Origin of the sequence: Burkholderia sp. JPY481 (assembly GCF_038900515.1) — a bacterium.
Lineage (GTDB): Bacteria > Pseudomonadota > Gammaproteobacteria > Burkholderiales > Burkholderiaceae > Paraburkholderia > Paraburkholderia youngii.
Window position 1 is genome coordinate 748,735 of record NZ_JAYMRT010000001.1, and the last position, 20,190, is coordinate 768,924.

At 65.4% G+C, this 20,190-nt stretch carries 21 protein-coding genes and 1 riboswitch; of the genes, 9 read left to right on the top strand and 12 right to left on the bottom strand.

Annotation, left to right across the window (positions count from 1 at the left end):
• The first annotated feature begins 10 nt into the window (after positions 1 to 10).
• The 4 genes from VSR82_RS03415 (at position 11) to VSR82_RS03430 (ending at position 4,215) form a co-directional block, all read left to right on the top strand.
• Positions 11 to 949 (top strand): ABC transporter permease, encoded by a 939-nt coding sequence (locus VSR82_RS03415; protein WP_429458704.1) that lies wholly within the window; start codon positions 11 to 13, stop codon positions 947 to 949.
• The gene (locus VSR82_RS03420) at positions 946 to 1,992 is read left to right on the top strand and encodes an ABC transporter ATP-binding protein (RefSeq protein ID WP_429458702.1); all 1,047 of its coding nucleotides are present in this window, start codon (positions 946 to 948) and stop codon (positions 1,990 to 1,992) included. Before VSR82_RS03415 ends, VSR82_RS03420 begins: the two co-directional genes overlap by 4 nt.
• Positions 1,993 to 2,049: 57 nt before the next feature.
• A complete protein-coding gene (locus tag VSR82_RS03425) occupies positions 2,050 to 2,874 on the top strand; it encodes a phosphodiesterase (protein WP_429458700.1) in 825 nt (274 codons plus the stop codon).
• A gap of 141 nt (positions 2,875 to 3,015) precedes the next feature.
• Positions 3,016 to 4,215 carry an MFS transporter gene (locus VSR82_RS03430; RefSeq protein ID WP_410847829.1) on the top strand — a complete coding sequence of 400 codons (1,200 nt, stop codon included), beginning with the start codon at positions 3,016 to 3,018 and terminating at the stop codon, positions 4,213 to 4,215.
• Between the two features lie 73 nt (positions 4,216 to 4,288).
• On the opposite strand, the gene VSR82_RS03435 is transcribed toward VSR82_RS03430, so the two are convergent.
• The 5 genes from VSR82_RS03435 to VSR82_RS03455 all read right to left on the bottom strand — a co-directional run bounded on the left by VSR82_RS03435 (position 4,289) and on the right by VSR82_RS03455 (position 6,720).
• Positions 4,289 to 4,720, bottom strand: a complete 432-nt coding sequence (locus VSR82_RS03435) for a response regulator (protein WP_410848068.1) — start codon at positions 4,718 to 4,720, stop codon at positions 4,289 to 4,291.
• A gap of 20 nt (positions 4,721 to 4,740) precedes the next feature.
• Positions 4,741 to 5,373, bottom strand: coding sequence for a response regulator (locus VSR82_RS03440; RefSeq protein WP_368587531.1), 633 nt, complete (start codon positions 5,371 to 5,373; stop codon positions 4,741 to 4,743).
• Positions 5,374 to 5,524: 151 nt separating this feature from the next.
• Positions 5,525 to 6,070 (bottom strand): ferritin-like domain-containing protein, encoded by a 546-nt coding sequence (locus VSR82_RS03445; RefSeq protein ID WP_410847828.1) that lies wholly within the window; start codon positions 6,068 to 6,070, stop codon positions 5,525 to 5,527.
• Positions 6,071 to 6,288: 218 nt separating this feature from the next.
• The gene (locus VSR82_RS03450) at positions 6,289 to 6,450 is read right to left on the bottom strand and encodes a DUF1328 domain-containing protein (protein WP_006052455.1); all 162 of its coding nucleotides are present in this window, start codon (positions 6,448 to 6,450) and stop codon (positions 6,289 to 6,291) included.
• 93 nt (positions 6,451 to 6,543) lie between these two features.
• Entirely contained in the window at positions 6,544 to 6,720 is a 177-nt protein-coding gene (locus VSR82_RS03455; protein ID WP_429458697.1) for a DUF1328 family protein, read from the bottom strand.
• 190 nt (positions 6,721 to 6,910) lie between these two features.
• Here VSR82_RS03455 and VSR82_RS03460 point away from each other — a divergent pair, with 190 nt between their 5' ends.
• On the top strand, positions 6,911 to 8,398 hold the full coding sequence (locus VSR82_RS03460) for a sensor histidine kinase (RefSeq protein ID WP_429458695.1): 1,488 nt from the start codon (positions 6,911 to 6,913) through the stop codon (positions 8,396 to 8,398).
• A 218-nt stretch (positions 8,399 to 8,616) separates the two neighbouring features.
• A complete protein-coding gene (locus tag VSR82_RS03465) occupies positions 8,617 to 8,754 on the top strand; it encodes an entericidin A/B family lipoprotein (RefSeq protein ID WP_013089876.1) in 138 nt (45 codons plus the stop codon).
• Between the two features lie 253 nt (positions 8,755 to 9,007).
• Here VSR82_RS03465 and VSR82_RS03470 read toward each other — a convergent pair whose 3' ends face one another.
• The gene (locus VSR82_RS03470; RefSeq protein ID WP_368587534.1) at positions 9,008 to 9,805 is read right to left on the bottom strand and encodes a DUF4397 domain-containing protein; all 798 of its coding nucleotides are present in this window, start codon (positions 9,803 to 9,805) and stop codon (positions 9,008 to 9,010) included.
• A 308-nt stretch (positions 9,806 to 10,113) separates the two neighbouring features.
• Between VSR82_RS03470 and VSR82_RS03475 the strand changes: the two genes are divergently transcribed.
• On the top strand, positions 10,114 to 12,156 hold the full coding sequence (locus VSR82_RS03475) for an oxidoreductase (RefSeq protein WP_429458692.1): 2,043 nt from the start codon (positions 10,114 to 10,116) through the stop codon (positions 12,154 to 12,156).
• A gap of 36 nt (positions 12,157 to 12,192) precedes the next feature.
• Here VSR82_RS03475 and VSR82_RS03480 read toward each other — a convergent pair whose 3' ends face one another.
• The 6 genes from VSR82_RS03480 to VSR82_RS03505 form a co-directional block, all read right to left on the bottom strand.
• Positions 12,193 to 13,122 carry an EamA family transporter gene (locus VSR82_RS03480; RefSeq protein ID WP_429458690.1) on the bottom strand — a complete coding sequence of 310 codons (930 nt, stop codon included), beginning with the start codon at positions 13,120 to 13,122 and terminating at the stop codon, positions 12,193 to 12,195.
• A 435-nt stretch (positions 13,123 to 13,557) separates the two neighbouring features.
• Positions 13,558 to 13,806, bottom strand: coding sequence for a pentapeptide MXKDX repeat protein (locus VSR82_RS03485; RefSeq protein ID WP_429458688.1), 249 nt, complete (start codon positions 13,804 to 13,806; stop codon positions 13,558 to 13,560).
• Between the two features lie 93 nt (positions 13,807 to 13,899).
• Positions 13,900 to 14,703: a molybdopterin-dependent oxidoreductase gene (locus VSR82_RS03490; RefSeq protein WP_368587537.1), complete on the bottom strand. Its 804-nt coding sequence runs from the start codon at positions 14,701 to 14,703 to the stop codon at positions 13,900 to 13,902.
• A gap of 75 nt (positions 14,704 to 14,778) precedes the next feature.
• A complete protein-coding gene (locus tag VSR82_RS03495; protein ID WP_368587538.1) occupies positions 14,779 to 15,429 on the bottom strand; it encodes a cytochrome b/b6 domain-containing protein in 651 nt (216 codons plus the stop codon).
• Positions 15,430 to 15,478: 49 nt separating this feature from the next.
• Positions 15,479 to 16,339, bottom strand: coding sequence for a DUF1223 domain-containing protein (locus tag VSR82_RS03500; RefSeq protein ID WP_429458684.1), 861 nt, complete (start codon positions 16,337 to 16,339; stop codon positions 15,479 to 15,481).
• Positions 16,340 to 16,447: 108 nt separating this feature from the next.
• Positions 16,448 to 16,906: a hypothetical protein gene (locus VSR82_RS03505; protein ID WP_429458682.1), complete on the bottom strand. Its 459-nt coding sequence runs from the start codon at positions 16,904 to 16,906 to the stop codon at positions 16,448 to 16,450.
• 598 nt (positions 16,907 to 17,504) lie between these two features.
• Between VSR82_RS03505 and VSR82_RS03510 the strand changes: the two genes are divergently transcribed.
• Both VSR82_RS03510 and thiC read left to right on the top strand, forming a co-directional pair.
• Positions 17,505 to 17,909 carry a GreA/GreB family elongation factor gene (locus VSR82_RS03510; protein WP_368587541.1) on the top strand — a complete coding sequence of 135 codons (405 nt, stop codon included), beginning with the start codon at positions 17,505 to 17,507 and terminating at the stop codon, positions 17,907 to 17,909.
• A gap of 141 nt (positions 17,910 to 18,050) precedes the next feature.
• A riboswitch (TPP riboswitch) is annotated at positions 18,051 to 18,168 on the top strand.
• Between the two features lie 88 nt (positions 18,169 to 18,256).
• Entirely contained in the window at positions 18,257 to 20,188 is a 1,932-nt protein-coding gene (gene thiC, locus VSR82_RS03515; RefSeq protein ID WP_368587542.1) for a phosphomethylpyrimidine synthase ThiC, read from the top strand.
• Positions 20,189 to 20,190: the final 2 nt, after the last annotated feature.

Here is a 20,190-nt window from a genome sequence, read left to right on the forward strand (position 1 = left end):
CAACGCATCCATGAACTCAGTCACGGCCTCCTCGACCTCCTCACCCTCCTCACCCTCCTCACAGTCGCAACCGACAGCGGGACCGCGCGCGCGACGCGCGTGGCCTTCCTCGCGAACCTGGCTCGCCGCGGGTCAATGGTTCGTCACCCTGCTGCTGTGCGCGTTCCTGATCGTGCCGGTCGTTATGTCGATCGTCGCGGGGCTGACGGTCAACTACTTCAAGGGCGTGTCGAGCGGACTCACGCTGCGCTGGCTCGTCGAAGTGTGGAGCCAGTATCACGGCTCGGTGTGGCTGTCGCTCGAAGTGGCCGCGGCGACGCTCGCCGTCACGCTGTTGACCGGCGTACCCGCGGGCTACGTGCTCGCGCGCAGCAAGACGCGCTTCGCGCGCATCGTCGAGGAGTTTCTGGTGCTGCCGATCGCGCTGCCCGGCCTCGCATCGGCACTCGCGCTGCTGGTGATCTACGGCGGCTTCACGGCGTTCCGGATGAGCGCGGCGTTCATCGTCGTCGGGCATGTGGTGTTCACGCTTCCGTTCATGGTGCGCGCGGTCGCCGCGGTCTGCGCGAGCGGCGATCTGCGCACGCTCGAAGAAGGCGCGGCGAGCCTCGGCGCGGGCTTCTTCACGCGCTTCGTCACGATCGTGCTGCCGAACGCGCGGCCCGGCATCGTTGCGGGCGCGCTTGCGGTGCTGACGCTGTCGATCGGCGAATTCAATCTCACGTGGATGCTGCACACGCCCGACACGAAGACGCTGCCGGTCGGCCTCGCCGATACCTACGCGTCGATGCGCATCGAGATCGGCAGCGCGTACACGATCCTGTTCTTCATCATGACGATGCCGCTGCTCGTCGCGATGCAATGGCTCGGCGTCGACGCGACCGGCCAGCGCAGCGCGTCGAACAAACGCGGCGCTATCTCTTGCCCGAAACCCATCGACACGCCATGAAACTGACCTCGGTTCCCATCACGCTCACGCAGTGCGCCAAGACGTTTCGCGGCACACGCGTGCTCGAGCCGCTCGACCTGGCGATCGGCGCGGGCGAAACCCTCGTGCTGCTCGGACCGTCGGGCTGCGGCAAGACGACGACGCTGCGCCTGATCGCGGGCCTCGAAACCCCGGACGCCGGCGGCAGCATCGCATTCGGCGACGACGACGTGACCGCGCTGCCGATCGAAAAACGCGCGGTCGGCATGGTGTTCCAGAGCTACGCGCTGTTTCCGAACCTGACCGTGCGCGGCAACATCGGCTACGGTCTGAAGATCAGGCGTGTGCCGGCGGCCATCGCCCGGCAACGCGTCGACGAACTGCTCGGCATGATGCGGCTTAGCGCGCACGCGGACAAGCCGATCGATCAACTGTCGGGCGGCCAGCGTCAACGTGTGGCGCTCGCACGCGCGCTCGCGGTGCAGCCGCGGGTGCTGCTGCTCGACGAACCGCTGACCGCGCTCGACGCGCGTCTGCGCGATGCATTGCGCACGGAAATGAACGCGCTGTTGCGCGAACTCGGCATCACCACCGTCTACGTGACGCACGATCAGGCCGAAGCGATGGAGCTCGGCGATCGCATCGTCGTGATGAGCGCGGGACGCATCGAGCAAATCGGTTCGCCGCGCGACATCTACTATCGGCCGGTCAATCGCACGGTCGCGCAGTTCGTCGGCACGATCAACCGTATCGCGGGCGAGCCGCGCGACGGCATGCTGACGACGAGCGGCGGCGCCGTGCCGTTACCCGCGCATGCATCGAATACGAACGGCGCGCACGAATTTTTCTTCCGCCCCGAGGACGCGCGGCTCACCGACCCCGCGCTCGCGCAACTGCGCGGCCAGATCGAAAGCACCGCGTTCCTCGGCGAACGCACGCGCCTGACGATTGGCGGCGCCGCGCCCGAGCCGCTCGTCGTCGACGTCCCGGGCCGTATCGAGCTTGCGCGCGGCACGCCGGTCGGCATTTCGATCGAGCAGCACGCTTTGATTGCGCTATCGTAGGCACAAACAGCGCCGCTGCCCGGCGCTCAACACGAAGCAACCCGAAGGACCTCTGTCATGCTGCTGGCCCAAATTAGCGATCTGCATATCAAGCAACCCGGCGCCCTCGCATATCGCCGCGTCGATACCGCTCCCTACCTCGCACGCTGCATCGACGCGCTGAACGCGCTCACACCGCGCCCCGACGCGGTGCTGATGACCGGCGACCTCGTCGATCAGGGCGACCCGCAGCAGTATGCGCACCTGAAGACATTGCTCGCACCGCTCGAGATCCCCTACTTCCTGATGGTCGGCAATCACGACGAACGCGACGCGTTGCGCGCCGCGTTTCCCGAGCGCGAGGAGTTGCTAAGCGGCGGCGAGTTCGTGCAGTACGCGGTCGACGTCGGCCCGCTGCGCGTGATCGCACTGGATTCGCTGGTGCCCGGCTCGAGCGCCGGCATGCTGTGCGATACGCGGCTCGCGTGGCTCGCGCAGCAGCTCGATGCGGCGCGCGGCAAGCCGGTCGTGGTCGCGCTGCATCATCCGCCGTTCGCGTGCGGCATCGGACATATGGACGAGATCCGGCTCGACCCGGCGGCATCGGACAAGCTCGCCGCGTTGATCGCCCGCTATCCCAACGTCGAGCGCGTGCTCTGCGGGCACGTGCATCGCTCGATGTTCGTGCGCTTCGGCGGCACGATCGCGAGCGCGATTCCAGCGCCCGCACACCAGGTGGCGCTCGATTTTCGCGAGGACGGACCGTCGGCGTTCGTGATGGAGCCGCCCGCGTACGCGCTGCATTACTACGCTGCGGCGACGGGCATCGTCACGCATCACGCGTATGTCGATGCGGCCGACGGCCCGTATCCGTTCTACGACGCTGGCGCGTTGATCGACTGAAACCAGCGGTCTATCTCGCTACAGACCGATAGCGGCCGCGCGGGCGAGCCTCGCGCGGCCGTCAGCACGAACCCCGCCGCTCCGGTATGATCGGCTCGCTTGAGGACCGCGCATGGGCCGGTCCGTCGATCCGCCTCTGTCATGTCCACTTCCGACGCTTCCACTTCCGCTTCCTCCGCCCGGTCGTTGCGCGGCGTGTTGCTGCTGCTCGCGACGATCGCCGGTGTCTCGGTCGCGAACATCTACTTCAATCAGCCGCTGCTCGACAACTTGCGCCAGTCGTTTCCGGACAGCGCGTCCTGGGTCGGCGCGGTGCCGGCCGTCACGCAGCTCGGCTACGCCGCCGGCATGCTGCTGCTCGCGCCGCTCGGCGACCGCTTCGACCGGCGTCTGCTGATCCTGCTGCAGATCGCCGGCATGTGCGTCGCGCTCATCGTCGCGGCGTCGGCGCCGACGCTCGCGGTGCTGATCGTCACGAGTCTCGCGATCGGCGTGCTCGCGACGATCGCGCAACAGGCGGTGCCGTTCGCGGCCGAACTCGCGCCGCCGTCCGAGCGCGGCCACGCGGTCGGTACCGTGATGAGCGGCCTCTTGCTCGGCATCCTGCTCGCGCGGACCGCGGCGGGCATCGTCGGTGAATACTTCGGCTGGCGCGCGGTGTTTGGCGCATCGGTCGTCGCGCTGCTCGCGCTCGCAGTCGTCATCATTTTGCGTCTGCCGAAGAGCCAGCCGACCTCGACGCTGCCGTACGGCAAACTGCTCGTGTCGATGTGGCATCTGGTGACCGAGCATCGTGCGCTGCGCGAGGCGTCGCTGACCGGTGCGGCCCTGTTCGGCGCATTCAGCCTTTTCTGGTCGGTGCTCGCGCTGTTGCTGGCGGGTGCGCCGTTTCATCTCGGGCCGCAGGCGGCGGGGCTGTTCGGTATCGTCGGCGCGGCTGGCGCGCTGGCCGCGCCGCTCGCGGGCAAGTTCGCCGACCGGCGCGGCCCACGCGCGATCATCACCGTCTCGCTCGTGCTGGTCGTGATCGCGTTCGTGATCTTCGGCGCATCGGCGAAGAGCATCGCGGGACTCGTGGTCGGGGTGATCATTCTCGACATCGGCGTGCAGGCCGCGCAGATTTCCAATCAGTCGCGCATCTACGCGTTAAAGCCCGATGCGCGCAGCCGCGTGAATACCGTGTATATGGTCGCGTATTTCATCGGCGGGGCGCTGGGCTCGGGTGTCGGCGCGATCGTGTGGCCGGCGTTCGGGTGGATCGGCGTCACTATCGCGGGGATCGGGTTTGCCGGGCTCGGCGCGTGGAATCATTTGCGCTTGCCGGCGCGGACGGGGCATTGAACGCCCGATTCCACCTTTGATTTGTGCAGGCATCACGCGGACGCCGCGCGTTTTCAGCCCTTGCTGCGAGCGTTCAAACGTCGCCACCCCGCCCCAACGCATACTCATGCAGCGCATCGAGCACGCGATCGAACTCGAACGATTTGTCGTAAAAGTGCCGCACGCCGTACTGCTCGCAGCGCGCTCGATACGCGGGCAACGCATGATTGGTCAGCACCGCCGCGAACATCGAATCGATCAACCCCTCGCGCTGCAGATACGCGAGCACCGGCACGCCCGAGCCCTGCTTCAGCTGCAAATCGACGATCACCGCATCGAACGCTTCGTCGCCGAGCAACGCGATCGCCTGATCGGCGGAATCGGCATAAGCGGCCACGCGCAGCAAGCCCGAAGCATCGATCGCCTCGACGAGGCTGCGGCGGATCAGCGGCGAATCCTCGATCAGCAGCACGCGCAACGGCGCGCGGCTGGCTGGATCGGTAGCAGGGTTCGATTCGCTGTTCATCGGGATGTCTCGATCGTCCGTCATTCGATCAGACCGTTCTTGATCGCGTAATACGTGAGGTCCGCGTTGTTCGCGAGTCGCATCTTCTCGAGCACCCGCGCGCGATACGTGCTCACCGTTTTGACCGACAGATGCAGTTCTTCCGCGATCTGCGTCGGCAATTGCCCTGCCGCGAGCTTGCAGAAGATCTGGAATTCGCGCTCCGACAGCGCTTCATGCGGACGTCCGGCGGCGGGCTTGTCGAGATTGTCGGCAAGCGTATCGGCGACCGCCTCCGACAGATAGCGATGCCCGCGCGCCACCGAGCGGATTGCGCGCACGATTTCCTCCGGCTCGCAGTCCTTGTTCAGATAGCCGTTCGCGCCCGCGCGAAGCAGATTGATCGCGTATTGGCTCTCGGGGTAGCCCGACAGGATCAGCACCCCCTGCTCAGGACGCACCTGCTTGATCACCCGCAACGTATCGATGCCGTTCTTGTCCGGCATCGCGATGTCGAGCAGCACCACGTCGAATGCCTGCTCGCGCACGAGGCCGATCGCTTCCTCGCCGGTGGCGGCCTCGGCGGCGACGCACATGTCCGGCTCGTCGGCGACGAACTGTCTGAAACCACCTCGAACGATCGCATGATCGTCAGCTATCAGCACTCGAATCATCGGTTGGGTGTCCGTGCAAAGGGAGTCGCTCCTAAGCCGACATTGTAATGATCCGGGGCCACGGCAGAACGTGGACTGCGAGGGCGGCTTCGCATCGCAGCCGCCCGCATTCCCGAGTTCGTGTTCGTCGCTTCCCCGTCATTCTGGCGCGCTACTCACGCCCCGCGAGCAGATCCGCCATATCGTCGGCATGCTCTTCCTCGACCGCGAGAATCTCCTCGAACAGCCGGCGCGTGGTCACGTCCTTCTCGCCGAGATAGCGGACGATCTCGCGGTACGTGTCGATCGCGATGCGCTCCGCGATCAGGTTCTCGCGAATCATGTCGGTCAGATCGGTGCCTTCCTTGTATTCCGAATGAGCGCGTGCCTTGATGCCGTCCGGCGCGAAATCGGGTTCGCCGCCAAGCTGCACGATGCGCTCGGCGATGCGATCGGCGTGTTCCTGCTCCTCGCTCGCGTGCTCGGCGAATTCCGTCGCGACCGCTTCGGAGTTGATGCCCTTCGCCATGAAGTAGTGGCGCTTGTAACGCAGCGTGCAGACGAGCTCGGTGGCGAGCGCGTCGTTCAGCAGCTTGAGCACCGTTTCGCGATCCGCGCCGTAGGTCGGCGTGACCGGACCATCGGACATATGCTTGCGCGCGTCCTCGCGGATCTTTTTGATGTCCATCACGAACGTGTCGCCAGATTGCTTCGTCATCGAACTTCTCCTTTATCCGGTATTGGGGGAATCGCGCATCAGCACGAATCGCACCTGATGCGCCGACGGTGGAATGACGGCGCGCTTCGAACGCGGGCGCCTCGATCGAGGATTCAAACGCCGCGCGTTCCCGCGCCTTGTTGACTACCTGTACCAACGTATACGTATTGCGTACTTCGCTGCCGATCTCGTGTTACGTTCATCCAGGGCTCGCGTGGCTAGGTTCGAAACACGCCGAGCAGCAACGTGACCACGAACACGACGAGGAAGATGTAGAACAGGATCTTCGCGATTTCGGCCGCGCCGGCCGCGATGCCGGTAAAGCCGAACACCGCCGCGATGATCGCGATCACGAAGAAGACGATGGCATAGTGAAGCATGGCATTTCTCCCTTTTGTTGGCCCCTGCAATCGACTACCAGCAAACCCCTCGCCTGCTATGAAGGCGCGGCTTGCCCGACTGCGATGGCCGCGCTAATCGATTATTTTCTTGGTCACGACGAAGCCGAGCACGAGGAACACCACGCACAGCACGACAAACACGAAGAACAGGAACTTCGCGATCGCCGCCGCGCCGGCTGCAATGCCGGTAAAGCCGAGAAGACCCGCGATCACCGCGACGATCGCGAAGAACAGCGCCCACTTCAACATGATGGTTTTCTCCGGAAACATTGAATGAACGATCGGGTCCATGCTATCGATGCGCGGCGCCGCGCGCATTCCGACGCTCGCCGTTTTTCGTGTGAGAATCCGCTTACATTGGATTACGACGACGTTACGCGCGGCTTCGCGCGATGCGGGAGTCGACGCCTGAGTCGACGCCCTCTTTCTGGAGCAGCAAGTGTCGAATCTGCAGAACCCGCCGGAACAGTCTGGCGCGCGCGCCACCGCGCGGCTCGCCGACTGGATGCGCAGGCGCAGCTGGGCGATCGCGATGACGGTCGCGATCGTGATCACGGTGGGCGGCCTCGTGATTCTGGAGAGCGCGCGTCAGCGCATCACCGCCGAGTACGAAACCGCGCTCGAAGCGCGCGACGTCACCGTGCAACTGAGCACGCTCGCGAGCGACCTGTCGCGCCTCAGCGCGCAACAGAATCAGTTTCTTCTGACGAAGGACGACGCATCCGCCCACGCGTTCTGCGCGAGCGCCGCGCGCATTCGCGACACCACCCGGCAGTTGGACCGCTTCTATCGCGGCGGCCGCGCGGACAGCGCGGAGCTCGCAAGCTTTACGCAGATTCTCGCGCTGATCGACGCGCGCATCGGCGCCGGCGCCGCCGCGATGCAGCACGCAGCGCCGCATCCGCTCGAACTCGGCGCATGCGGGCCCGCGAGCGACGTCAATCCGGCGGACGCGTCGTTGATCGACAGCACGCTCACGCTGCTGCGCGACAACGAGGAGCGCCGCGCGCAGCACGCGCTGGCCGCGAGCCGCGCCGATCAGCGGCTGTCGACGCTGTGCGCCGCGGGTCTGTCGGCGCTGAACATCGTGCTGTTCATTCTGCTGTTTCGCAATCTCGGTATCCAGATCGACCGGCAGGCGCGCGCACAGCGTCAGCTGATTACGCAGCAGGAGGAACTCGACCAGCTGGTGGGCGAGCGCACGCGGCAGCTCGAAGCGCTCGGCTGGCATCTGCAGGCGGTCAGCGAAAACGAAAAGACCCAGCTCGCGCGTGAGTTGCACGACGAGCTCGGCGCGATCCTGACCGCATGCCGGATGGACGTCGCATGGGCGCGCCGCAAGCTGAAGGACAGCGAGCCGGACATCGCCGACAAGCTGCAGCGCGCGCTCGCCAATCTCGACCAGGGTATCGCGCTGAAGCGGCGCATCATCGAGGACATGCGGCCGACCGTGCTCGCCAATTTCGGGCTCGTCACCGCGCTGCGCACGCTCGCCGACGAAGCCGCGCAGCGCAACAACTGGACGCTCGAGCTGCACCTGCCCGCCGACGATATCCAACTCGACGAGCAGACCGAGATCGCGCTCTTTCGGGTCGCGCAGGAGTCGCTGACGAACGCCGCCAAATACGCGCGAGCCTCGAAGGTCGGCATCGCGTTGCGGGTCGGCGATGGCGAGGTCGCGCTGCATATCGCGGACAACGGCGTCGGCATCATGCCGGCCGATCTGAAACGCACGCATACGCATGGCCTGCTCGGCATGCGCCAGCGCGTGGCCGCGCATGGCGGACGCTTCGACATCCGCCGTGGCGCGCAAAACGGCACCGAAATCGACGTCGTGATGCCGAGCGCAAGCACCGCGACGCCGTCGGTGGATCAGCCGCTGGCGCCGCCGGCCACGCCGTCCACTTCGTCGCAAAGTCCCGTCTGACGGGCGCTCGCCGCGGCACCGCAAAGCCGTTGTAGGAGTGCGCCGACGCAAACACCGGAGCACGCCTACAACAAAATCGCGGCACGGCCGACAGCGCGGCCCCCACCCTTTTTTTACCATGCAATCAGGCCGGTTCGAAACCGGATCGAAACCTGATCGACTGGCATGGCCCCGGTCGGACGACATCAACCGATGCATTCTCGACAAGGAGAAGTTTCATGACTCGACTGATCGCTTTGCTTGTGCTCGCAGGAACCGCCATGCTCGTCACGGGTTGCAATACGATGGCGGGCGCCGGCCAGGATATTTCGAAAGGCGGCCACGCCATCACGAACGAGGCGGAAAAGGCAAAATAGACCGGCACATGGCAGCAGGTTTTAGAGAGCCCGTCGCGGGATGCCGCGGCGGGCTTTTTTTGTGCATGTTGGCTTGCGACGCGACGCGACGCGTTTTCAGAGCGCCATCAAACAGAACGGCGACCCACTGTCGTGGATCGCCGTGCCGTCCCCCCATTTTCCGACCATCCGGAGTCCTTGATTGTCCGGCTGGCGCAAGCGGTTCATCGATGCTCGCGCCGCGCGAGGCTCATCCGGTGGTCGGCGGCCCGCGTCATTGCCCGGTCAACGTATTCGACAGTTCCACACTCGGCGTGCTCGTATTGCCGTTCTGTACGACCAGCAGATGAATCTGCCCCAGCGCCAGTTGGCTCAACACGCCCGCGATCGGCACCGAGGTGATCAGCCAGTCGGCGTTGTTCGCCAGCGAGAACGAGTTCGACTGGAAGATCGGCGTCTTGCTGCCGGCCACCGTCGCGATCAGCACGTACTGGCCACCCGACACGTAGATCGAATCCTGGCCGCTCGCCGGCACCGCGTTCTTGAACGACACGCCGGCGATCGTCGGCGACACGTTGGCGATGCTGGTGGCGGTGGCCTGCACGAGATAGAGGTCGAGGTCGGGCGCGTTCGCCGACGCATTGAAGCCGCGCACGCGCGCGTCATTGGTCAGCAGGCCCTTGTCGAACGGATCGTCGATCAGGCCGATATCGGGCGCCGACAGACCCGGCAACGCTAGCACCGTGTACACGTGGCCCTTCGCGACATCGGGGAAGCTGCCGCTCGCGAGCGCGTTCTTCGTGCCGGTCGCCGCATAAGCGACGGTCGTCGGGCCCGTGTCGATATTGGTGAGGTTGGTCACGCCTTTATACGAGATGTTGGTCTGTCCGGAAGGCGCGCTGCCATTGACGAGGAAGTCGACCGCGGGGCCACCCGGAAGCGCGTGAACGAAGTGAATCTCGGGGTTGGTCAAGCCCAGCGTCTTGCCTGCATCGCTGCCACCACCGCCGCCGCACGCGCTCAGTACCGCCGCGGTCGCAACGACCGCTACCATGGTTCGGATAATTTTCATTGTGTTCACCTGTTCTCGATGTCGGGCTTGACGCTCATCGCCCATTGATACGTGGGCGACCGCGGGAAGCCTCGCGGTCGCCCTCCTCCCGTCCGTGCCGCACGGCGCGCCGGTTTTGTCGGTGACGCGTCCGTGGCGATGGACGCTCAAAATCAGCAATGGGTGTGCCGTGCGCTTAATAGCTGGCGCGAGACAACCGACTAACGTCTTGCGGATCAATGGATTGCGACGATTAGAATTTTTCCTCGGCGGTCTGGTCTGGCGCGCGGTGTATCGTTCGTGCGGCCCTCCACTTACACGGTCCCTGCATGTCTTACCAACACTTGCTCGCCGAGCTCGACCTGGGCTTCACACGTCTGACCAACCGCGTCGTGATGGGCTCGATGCACACGGGCATGGAAGACCGCTTCTGGCATTACCCGCAACTGGCCGCGTACTTCCGCGAGCGCGCGAAAGGCGGCGTCGGCCTGATCATCACGGGCGGGATTTCGCCGAATCGCGAGGGCTGGCTGCTGCCGTTCGGCGGCACGCTCAACTCGGTATTCGATCTGCGCAATCACCGGCTCGTGACCGAGGCCGTGCATGCGGAGGGCGGCAAGATCGCGCTGCAGATCCTGCATGCGGGCCGTTATGGCTATCAGCCGTTCGTGGTGTCGGCGTCGGCGTTGAAGTCGCCGATCTCGAAGTTCAAGCCGCGCGCGCTGACGCTCGCCGGCATCGAGCGCACCGTGCGCGACTACGCGCGCTGCGCGCGGCTCGCGCAACGCGCGGGCTACGACGGCGTCGAGATCATGGGCAGCGAAGGCTATCTGTTGAACCAGTTCCTGTGCCCGCGCACGAACCGGCGCACCGATCGATACGGCGGCAGCATCGAGAATCGCATGCGGCTCGCCTGCGAGATCATCGAGCGGGTGCGTGCCGAATGCGGCGAGCGCTTCATCGTCGTGTACCGGCTGTCGCTGATCGATCTGGTCGAGGGCGGCAATACGTGGGAGGAAACCGTGCAGGTCGCGCAGGCGCTCGAAGCGGCCGGCGTGACGATCTTCAACACCGGCATCGGCTGGCACGAGGCGCGCGTGCCGACCATCGTGACCTCGGTGCCGCGCGCGGCGTTCACCTCGCTGACCGCGCGTCTGAAGGCCGCGGTCAACGTGCCGGTGATCGCGTCGAACCGTATCAACACGCCTGAGGTCGCCGAAGCGCTGATCGCCGATGGCACGGCGGATCTCGTGTCGATGGCGCGGCCGCTGCTCGCCGATCCCGAGTTCGTGCTGAAGACAGCCGAGGACCGCACGCACGAAATCAACACCTGCATCGCGTGCAATCAGGCCTGCCTCGATCACACGTTCAGGAATCAGCGCGCGAGCTGCCTCGTCAATCCGCGCGCGGGACGCGAAACCGAGCTCGTCTACCGGCCGCTCGCAAGCGCACAGCAGGCGCGCTCGGTCGCAGTGGTCGGCGCCGGGCCGGCCGGGCTATCGGCCGCGACCGTGGCGGCCTCGCGCGGGCATCGCGTGACTTTGTTCGAGGCCAGCGACATGCTCGGCGGCCAGTTCAATCTCGCGATGCGCGTGCCGGGCAAGGAAGAGTTCAGCGAAACCATCCGCTACTTCAGTAGCCAGTTGCAACGCCATCGCGTCGACGTGCGGCTGGGTACGCGCGTCGATGCCGCGCTGCTCGCCGCGGGCGCCTACGACGACGTGGTCGTCGCGACCGGCATCGTGCCGCGGCGGCCGGCGATTGCCGGCATCGACGGGGCTAACGTGCTGTCGTATGTCGACGTGCTGCGCGGCGCGCCGGTCGGCGCGGGCGTCGCGGTGATCGGCGCGGGCGGCATCGGCTTCGACGTCAGCGAGTTTCTGCTGCATCGCGCGGGCGAGCCGCTGCCGGTGCCGCGCGATACGTGGCTCGATGAATGGGGCGTCGACCTCGCGGTGCGCGAGCGCGGCGGCCTGAAGCCGCCCGCTCCCGCGCAACCGGCGCGGCAGATCTGGCTATTGCAGCGCAAGGCCGGCAAGCTCGGCGCGGGGCTCGGCAAGACGTCGGGCTGGGTGCATCGGGCGGCGCTCGCGAGGAACGGCGTGCAGATGCTAGGCGGCGTCGAGTATCGGGAGATCAGCGCGCGCGGTCTGAGGATCGCGCGAGACGGTGCCGACGAATGGCTCGACGTCGATACGATCGTCGTGTGCGCAGGACAGGAGTCGTTGCGCGAGCTGTTGCCGCCGACTGTCGATGGCAAGCACGGCAGCGGCGGCCCGCGCTTTCATGTGATCGGCGGCGCGAAGCTCGCGACCGAGCTCGATGCGAAGCGAGCGATCCGCGAGGGCGCTGAGCTGGCGGCGGCGCTTTGACAACGGTCGCGCGGTTCGACGAGAACCGCGCCGCGCTCAGGCGCTGCCCTTCTTCTGGGAATCGAACCAGAACGACAAGCCGACGCTGCTCAGGATCACGATCGTCGCGATCACCGTCGAGCGCGTGACCGGCTCGCCGAGCAGCAGCGCACCCAATGCAACCGCGACGATCGGATTCACGTACATGCAACTGCTCGCGATGATCGGGCTCGTGTGGCGAATCAGATAACCGTACGCGACGAACGCGGCCATGGTGCCGATCAGCATCAGATACAGGAACGCGACGAGCGGCAGAAAATGCAGCTCGAGCATCTGCTCGCCCGCCGCCCACGCGACCAGTGTCGAGATCGCGCCGCCCAGGCCGATCTGCAGCGAAGTCGACAAAAACAGGTCCGACGGCAGCTTCAACACGCCGGCCAGATGCGCGCCGCCGGCCCAGAACAACGCGCCGCACAGAATCGCGAGGCTGCCGCCCACCGAGCCCGGCGTGCTGTCGCCGTGACTCAGAATCACGATGCCGGCGAACCCGAGCCCGACCGCGAACCATTCGCCGCGGCCGATCTTGCGTCCGGCGACGGCCGCGATCACGGTCGCGAACAGCGGCACGGTCGCGACCATCACGGCCGCGGTGCCGGTGCCGACCGTGCGCATGCCGTACGCGAGCATGCCGCTCGACAGACCCACCAGCATCGTGCCGACGAGGCCCGCGTTGCGAATTTCGGCGAGGCTCGGCCACACCGGCTTGCGGCGCGCGGCGAACACGAACAGACCAATGCCGGCGAACAGGTTGCGCAAGCCCGACATCAGCAGCGGCGGGAACGAGCCGAGCGCGACGTGCACGGCGAGATAGGTCGAGCCCCACACCAGATAAACGACGGCAAGCGCGAGCGCGACCTTGCCTTTGCGCGTCTGCGGCAGCCACAGCGGCCAGCCACGGGGAGAAAAAACTGAGGGTTGCAGCGACATGCGTTCAGCCCGCCGTCGCCACTCGACCCGCGCGCTGCGCTCGATGCCCGCGAGGCGCCGCGCCTGCGTCGATGCCTTTCGGGCGGGATGGCGGGCACCGCATCGGCGATGCGGTCTGACGGGTGAGGCTGGCGGACATGTCGGTGGAACAGTAAGACAATGGGCGGCGCAGGAAGCGCCAGAAACGGCTGTGGCGGCGGAATCGGTCAAAACGACACGACGCAACGCGGCCGCGATGCGCGGCGACGCCGCGGGCGAAAGCCGCGGCGCGCAACGCATTATGCAGTAAGCGCCGAGTGCGCCGCCCGACAGAATCGTAACTTTTTGGTTTCCTGCAACAGAAAAGCCGGGGACGCATCCCCGGCTTGCATTCAGCGTCGAATCCGTCCGATGCTCGGCGCATCGGCAGGATCGCTAAGCACCCCGCGCGCGGACTCAGTTGCCCATCGCGCCCGACGCCTCGTGCTTCATGCCCATCGCGCCGCCGCCCTTTTTCATCGAGTCGTGTTTCATCGCATCCTTTTTCATGCCGTCCTTCGACATGCTGTCTTTGGACATCGAATCCTTCGACATCGCGTCTTTCGACATCGCGTCGTTCGACATCGCGCCGCTCGCCTGCGCGAATGCGGCGCCGCCGCTTGCCAGCATCAGCAACGCGATCGAGGTGATTGCAATCTTCTTCATGGGATGACTCCGTTGGTGGTGGATGAATCGAAACCGGCTCGCGCCGGCGTGCTTCCGAAGCCGCTGCCGCAAGCGCGCGTGCGCCCGCATGCGTCAGGAGCCTCCGAACCAGTTGTAGCCCTGGTCGACCCAATAGCCGCCGGGATACGTGTTGGTGACGAATATCTCGACGATGTGCTTCGGATTCTTGTAGCCGAGCTTGGTCGGCATGCGCAGCTTCATCGGGTAGCCGTATTTCGCGGGTAGTCGCTCGCCGTCGTAGGAAAACGTCAGCAGCGTTTGCGGATGCAATGCGGTCGGCATGTCGATGCTTTCGTAGTAGTCGTCCGCGCATTTGAAGCCGACGTACTTCGCCGTCGTATCCGCGCCGACACGCCGCAGAAAATCGCCGAAGGGCGTGCCGCCCCAACGGCCGATCGCACTCCAGCCTTCGACGCAGATATGCCGCGTGATCTGCTCGGCATGCGGCAGCGCGTACAGTTCGGGCAGCGTCCACACGCGCTTGCCGGTCACGAGCCCGCTCAGCTTCAGCTGGTAAGCGGAGCCGTCCACGTGCGGCACGTCGTCGATGCCGTAGTACGCGTTGAAGGGGAACGGTCGCGTGATCTGCGCTTCGGTGTAGGTCGGCGCGAGCTGCTTCGGATCGAACAGCGCGGCCTGCGCGCGATCGTTCAGCCGCGATACCGCGCTCAGGAAGCGGTTGACGGAAGCGTCGTCGGTCAGCGAGCAGCCGGTGAGCATCGATAGACCGCCGAGCGTCAATAGCTGCTTGCCGAACAGGCGTCGCGACGGCATCGCCAGTTCGCGCTTCGCATCGAGCAGGATCGACGCGCGGTCGAGCGTGTGGCTAACACGCTGAGTGGGTTGGTCTGCTGCTTTGTCGATCGGCTTGTTCATGATTCGGTATCCCTACAGAGTTCGCGTTGCGCATCGATGAGCGTGAACATCAGCATGGCCGTAGGCAACCGCGGCTCAACGTCCGCGCAGCATCGCGAGCAACGAACGCGGCACGAGCGCGACCATCGCCAGATGCACCGCAAGAAACGCGGCCAGCAGCGACATCGCGGTGAAGTGCACGACGCGCGCGTTGTCGTAGCCGCCCATCAGTTCACGCAGCAGCGGAAACTGCACCGACTTCCAGATCGCGAGCCCCGATAGCACCAGCACGATCAGATCGGCGATCGCGAACAGGTAGGCAAATTTCTGCACCGCGTTGTAGACGCGCAGATCGTCGTGAGACAGCTTCCCGCGCAACGCGGCGATGAAATCGCGCAGCACCGCGCGCGGCGTCAACGGCAGGAACTTGCGCACGAAACGCCCGCTCGCGAGATTCAGCGCGATATACACGAGGCCGTTGAACACCAGCAGCCACATCGCCGCGAAGTGCCATTGCAGCGCGCCGCCGAGCCAGCCACCCAGCGTGATCCCGGTCGGAAAGCTGAACGCCGGGAAGATCGGCGACGCGTCGTAGATGCGCCAGCCCGACAGCATCATCACGATCGCGGCGAGCGCGTTCAGCCAATGCGTGATGCGCAGCCACAGCGGGTGAATGACGGCGCGCTTCGGTGCGGCGGGCGCGGCGGGGGCGCGGGGGCGCAACGCGTGCGGTGTGGGTGTGGACATGGCGGCTCTCCTCGGGCAGCGGTAGAGAATGCGGCGCGTGCGATGTCGGTCAACGGCACGCTGGAAGATCGGCGGCTTGCAGCACATCGCCGCTCGCGTCGCTTTCGACGAACGCGACCACGCCAAAGCGGTCGGCGACGTTGGCGATCGGATCGGTTTTCGCGTCGACGCTCGCATCGCGTAGATCGACGTCCTGACGAATCCGCGCGTGACCGGCGACGATTGGCACCGGCCCGAACCACGCGCGCACGACGCGTTCGTGATGCAGCGTCGCGCCGCGGTTTTCGCCCGCGCCCACCTGCGTCGTCAGCGCGTTTTCGTAGACCGCGAGATAGCCGCTCAACGGACCCGTGGCGGCGTCCGTCGTGCTGAACTGCGCATCGACATCGAACGCACCGGGTGCACGCGGACTTAGTTCGAGCGCGACATTGGCCTGCGCGGGTTCGGCGACGAACTCGTCGATGCGGCGCTCGAAACTGTCGCGTTGCGACCAGTCGCGCAGCTCGCGGCCCGCGACGAACACTTCCGGCGTATAGATCGTGTGCGCGCCCGCGAGGTGCGTCAGCGTCTGCTGACGTTCGGTGAAGCGACGCTGGGAAAACCGGTCGGTCCAGCCGAGGCTGTTCCAGTAGTCGACGTGCAGTGCGAGCGGCACGATGCCGTGGGCGGCGCCATTGCTTTTCCATTGACCGAGCCAGCGGTCGGCGGGCGGGCAGCTATCGCAGCCCTCGCTGCTGTACAGCTCGACGAGCGCTAACCGGTGCGCGGGGCTGTGTGTCGCACATTGGGGCCTGGCCGCATCTGCCGCACCTATGCCCGAAGCGCTCAGCACAACGAGCGCGAGGCCGGCGGCGGGCCTCGAAAAAGTCGCTAGGCGCTGAAATAGCGAGCGATAGTGCGCGGTCGACATGACGTGCTCCGATCGAAATCTGCACGTTTGTCGGCCCGCGCGGCCGGTTATGACAAGCCTCTTTTAATTTTTTTCCGGCATGGGTAGCGAGCCAAGGCTCGCCGCGACTCAGTCGTAACTGACCACTACCGTCACGCGCGTGTCCGTATCGGTGCGCCGCGCGTTCAGCGACAGCACCCCGCCCGCGCGATCGACCGCGTAGTGGCCGTCGCGGGCCAGCACGACGTGCCCGGCGCCATCGACGAAACGCGCTGCCACCAGATCCCGCGACTGCGTGCCGCCGTTCACTTCGAGCGCGACATCGGCGCCGCTGACGACGCCCGGCGGCGCGCTGAACGTCACCGTGCGCGAGAAGCGCTGACCGGCCACGCTCGCACTTTCGACGGCGACGCCAGTGATCGCCGTATCCGCGCTGATCTGCAGCGGCGGTGCGACGATCATCCCCACGAACCGGATCACGCCGCCCGTCACCATCGATGCCGCCGGCGCCGCCAGCGGCGCGGCAAGCAATGCCACCACCGCGGCTGTGCGACCGAGCGTTCGCCACCGCATTCTTTCCGCTTTCATGTGCACCTCTCTGTCAATCGGTCAATCGGCGCGAGTCGCGTCGCGCCATTCACGCGCCATCCCGGAATCGCTTCGCAGGAGTGCGGCCTTCGCTGCACTTTGATTAACGGCAATCGTGTGACTGGCTTGAACGCTATGCGGGGCACGTCGCTTTCTTCTGGCACCGCACAAAAGACGGCCGCTCGACCGAGTGCGATGTCGCGAACGGAAACGCCCGAGACAGCGTGCTAACATCAAGCTTTCGTCGCTGGTGTCGCGGGCTTCACGTTTTGCTGCGCGGCAACCTCCTGTTCGCTATTCCCATCACCTGGTCGTTTTGCCCGTGACTTCTGTGCGTCGTCCGACTTTCCGTGTTCTCGCCCGCTTGCGCCCATGCCGCGCAGGCGGCTGCGCGCGCGCGGGTGTCGCGCCGCACGGCGCCGGCGAGACGTCCCGAACGCTCCCGCTTCGCGCCGCCCGGCGCCCTTGCTGACGTAGCCTGCCGATACCCAGGGCCGCGTCGCCGGGCTCCGGGCTTTCCCATTCGTGAACTCATCCGCCGACCACCCGCATGGGGTCGTCGCACGCGGCCATCCTCCACCGCCTTATCGGAGTCCTGATGATGAAGAAGATCAAAACCTGCTATCTGACCGAACTCGACGTGACCCGCCTCGAGAAATATGCGGCCGCCAACGCCAAGCTGCAGCACGTGCTCGACGACGTGCTCGAACGCGCGGTAATCGTTGATTCGCACGATATCCCCGCCGACGTCGTCACGATGAACTCGCAAGCGACGCTGATCGATACGGCGAGCGGCGAACAAATGACGTGGACCGTCGTCTATCCGCCCAACGCCGATTTCGCGCAAGGGCGGCTGAACGTGTTCTCGCCGGCTGGCCTCGCGCTGCTCGGCGCGCGCCGCGGCGAGAGCATCCGCTTCACGCCACCCAGCGGCGATCAGCAAGTCCTCAAGATCGCCAAAATCCTGTATCAGCCCGAAGCCGCCGACGATTTTTCCCTTTAAGCCGGCTGTTCCATTGTTGTAAGTTGCCCTGTCTGACGCGGTCTCGAAATAAGCATAGGAGATGTCCGGATTCATCTGGACCAGTTTTTTGAATCACGCAGACAGGTTGCCAAACCGCGGGCGGGCGGTGTATCGTGTGCGCTGCTAACGCGGGGGTCCTGCGTAGCGCGGAGCTGGAGGTCCGTGTTGCGTGGGTGAGAAATACCCTTTGAACCTGATCTGGATAATGCCAGCGCAGGGAAGCGTACGGATCTCGCACCAGCCTCAGCAGCCTCACCTCCCAGCGATTTCCGACCACTTCCATCTCAGTCTCCTGCTTAGCCGCCCCACTTTGTACGGAGACTTACATGAGCGCCAATCCGAAGTTTATTTCCGCCGAAGCCCATGTGGACGAGGCCGCCGTCGCGCCGCTGCCGAATTCGCGCAAGGTCTACGTGACCGGCTCACGCCCCGACATCCGAGTGCCGATGCGCGAAATCTCGCAGGCAGACACGCCCGACAGCTTCGGCGGCGAAAAGAATCCGCCGATCTACGTGTACGACACGTCGGGCCCCTACTCCGATCCGGACGCGAAGATCGACATCCGCGCGGGTCTGCCCGCGCTGCGTCAGGCGTGGATCGAAGAGCGCGGCGACACTGAGCCGCTGAGCGGTCTGTCGAGCAGCTTCAGCCGCGAGCGCGCTGCCGATCCGGCCACCGCGCAGCTGCGTTTCCCGGGTCTGCATCGCACGCCGCGGCGCGCGATCGCCGGCAAGAACGTGACGCAGATGCACTACGCGAAGCAAGGCATCATCACGCCGGAAATGGAATACATCGCGATTCGCGAGAACCAGCGCCGTGCCGAGTATCTGGAGACCCTCAAGGCGAGCGGCCCGAACGGCGCGAAGCTCGCCGCGATGATGGGCCGCCAGCATCCGGGCCAGGCGTTCGGCGCGAGCGCGTTCGGCCCGAACGGCCTCACCGAAATCACCGCGGAGTTCGTGCGCGAGGAAATCGCGCGCGGCCGCGCGATCATCCCGAACAACATCAATCACCCGGAAAGCGAGCCGATGATCATCGGCCGCAACTTCCTCGTGAAGGTGAATGCGAACATCGGCAACTCGGCGGTGACCTCCTCCATCGGCGAGGAAGTCGACAAGATGACCTGGGCGATCCGCTGGGGCGGCGACACGGTGATGGATCTGTCGACCGGCAAGCACATTCATGAAACGCGCGAATGGATCATCCGCAATAGCCCGGTGCCGATCGGCACGGTGCCGATTTACCAGGCGCTCGAAAAGGTCAACGGCAAGGCTGAAGATCTGACGTGGGAAATCTTCCGCGACACGCTCATTGAACAGGCCGAGCAGGGCGTCGACTACTTCACGATCCACGCGGGCGTGCGTCTGCAATACGTGCCGCTCACCGCGAACCGGATGACCGGCATCGTGTCGCGCGGCGGCTCGATCATGGCGAAGTGGTGCCTCGCGCATCACAAGGAAAGCTTCCTGTACGAGCATTTCGAAGACATCTGCGAAATCATGAAGGCCTACGACGTGGCTTTCTCGCTCGGCGACGGCCTGCGTCCCGGCTCGATCTACGACGCGAACGACGAAGCGCAACTGGGCGAGCTTAAGACGCTCGGCGAGCTCACGCAGATCGCATGGAAGCACGACGTGCAGGTGATGATCGAAGGTCCGGGCCATGTGCCGATGCAACTGATCAAGGAGAACATGGACCTGCAGCTCGACTGGTGCGACGAAGCGCCGTTCTACACGCTCGGGCCGCTGACCACCGACATCGCGCCGGGCTACGACCACATCACGTCGGGCATTGGCGCCGCGATGATCGGCTGGTTCGGCACCGCGATGCTGTGCTACGTGACGCCGAAGGAACACCTCGGTCTGCCGAACAAGGACGACGTGAAGACCGGCATCATCACGTACAAGCTCGCCGCGCACGCAGCGGACCTCGCGAAAGGTCATCCCGGCGCGCAGGTACGCGACAACGCGCTGTCGAAGGCGCGCTTCGAATTCCGCTGGGAAGACCAGTTCAATCTCGGTCTCGACCCGGACAAGGCGCGCGAATTCCACGACGAAACGCTGCCGAAGGATTCGGCCAAGGTCGCGCATTTCTGCTCGATGTGCGGCCCGCACTTCTGCTCGATGAAGATCACCCAGGACGTGCGCGAGTTCGCCGCGCAACAGGGCGTCAGCGATAACGAAGCGCTGCAGAAAGGCATGGAAGTCAAGTCGATCGAGTTCATGAAGCAAGGCGCGGAGATTTATCAGCGGCAATAAGC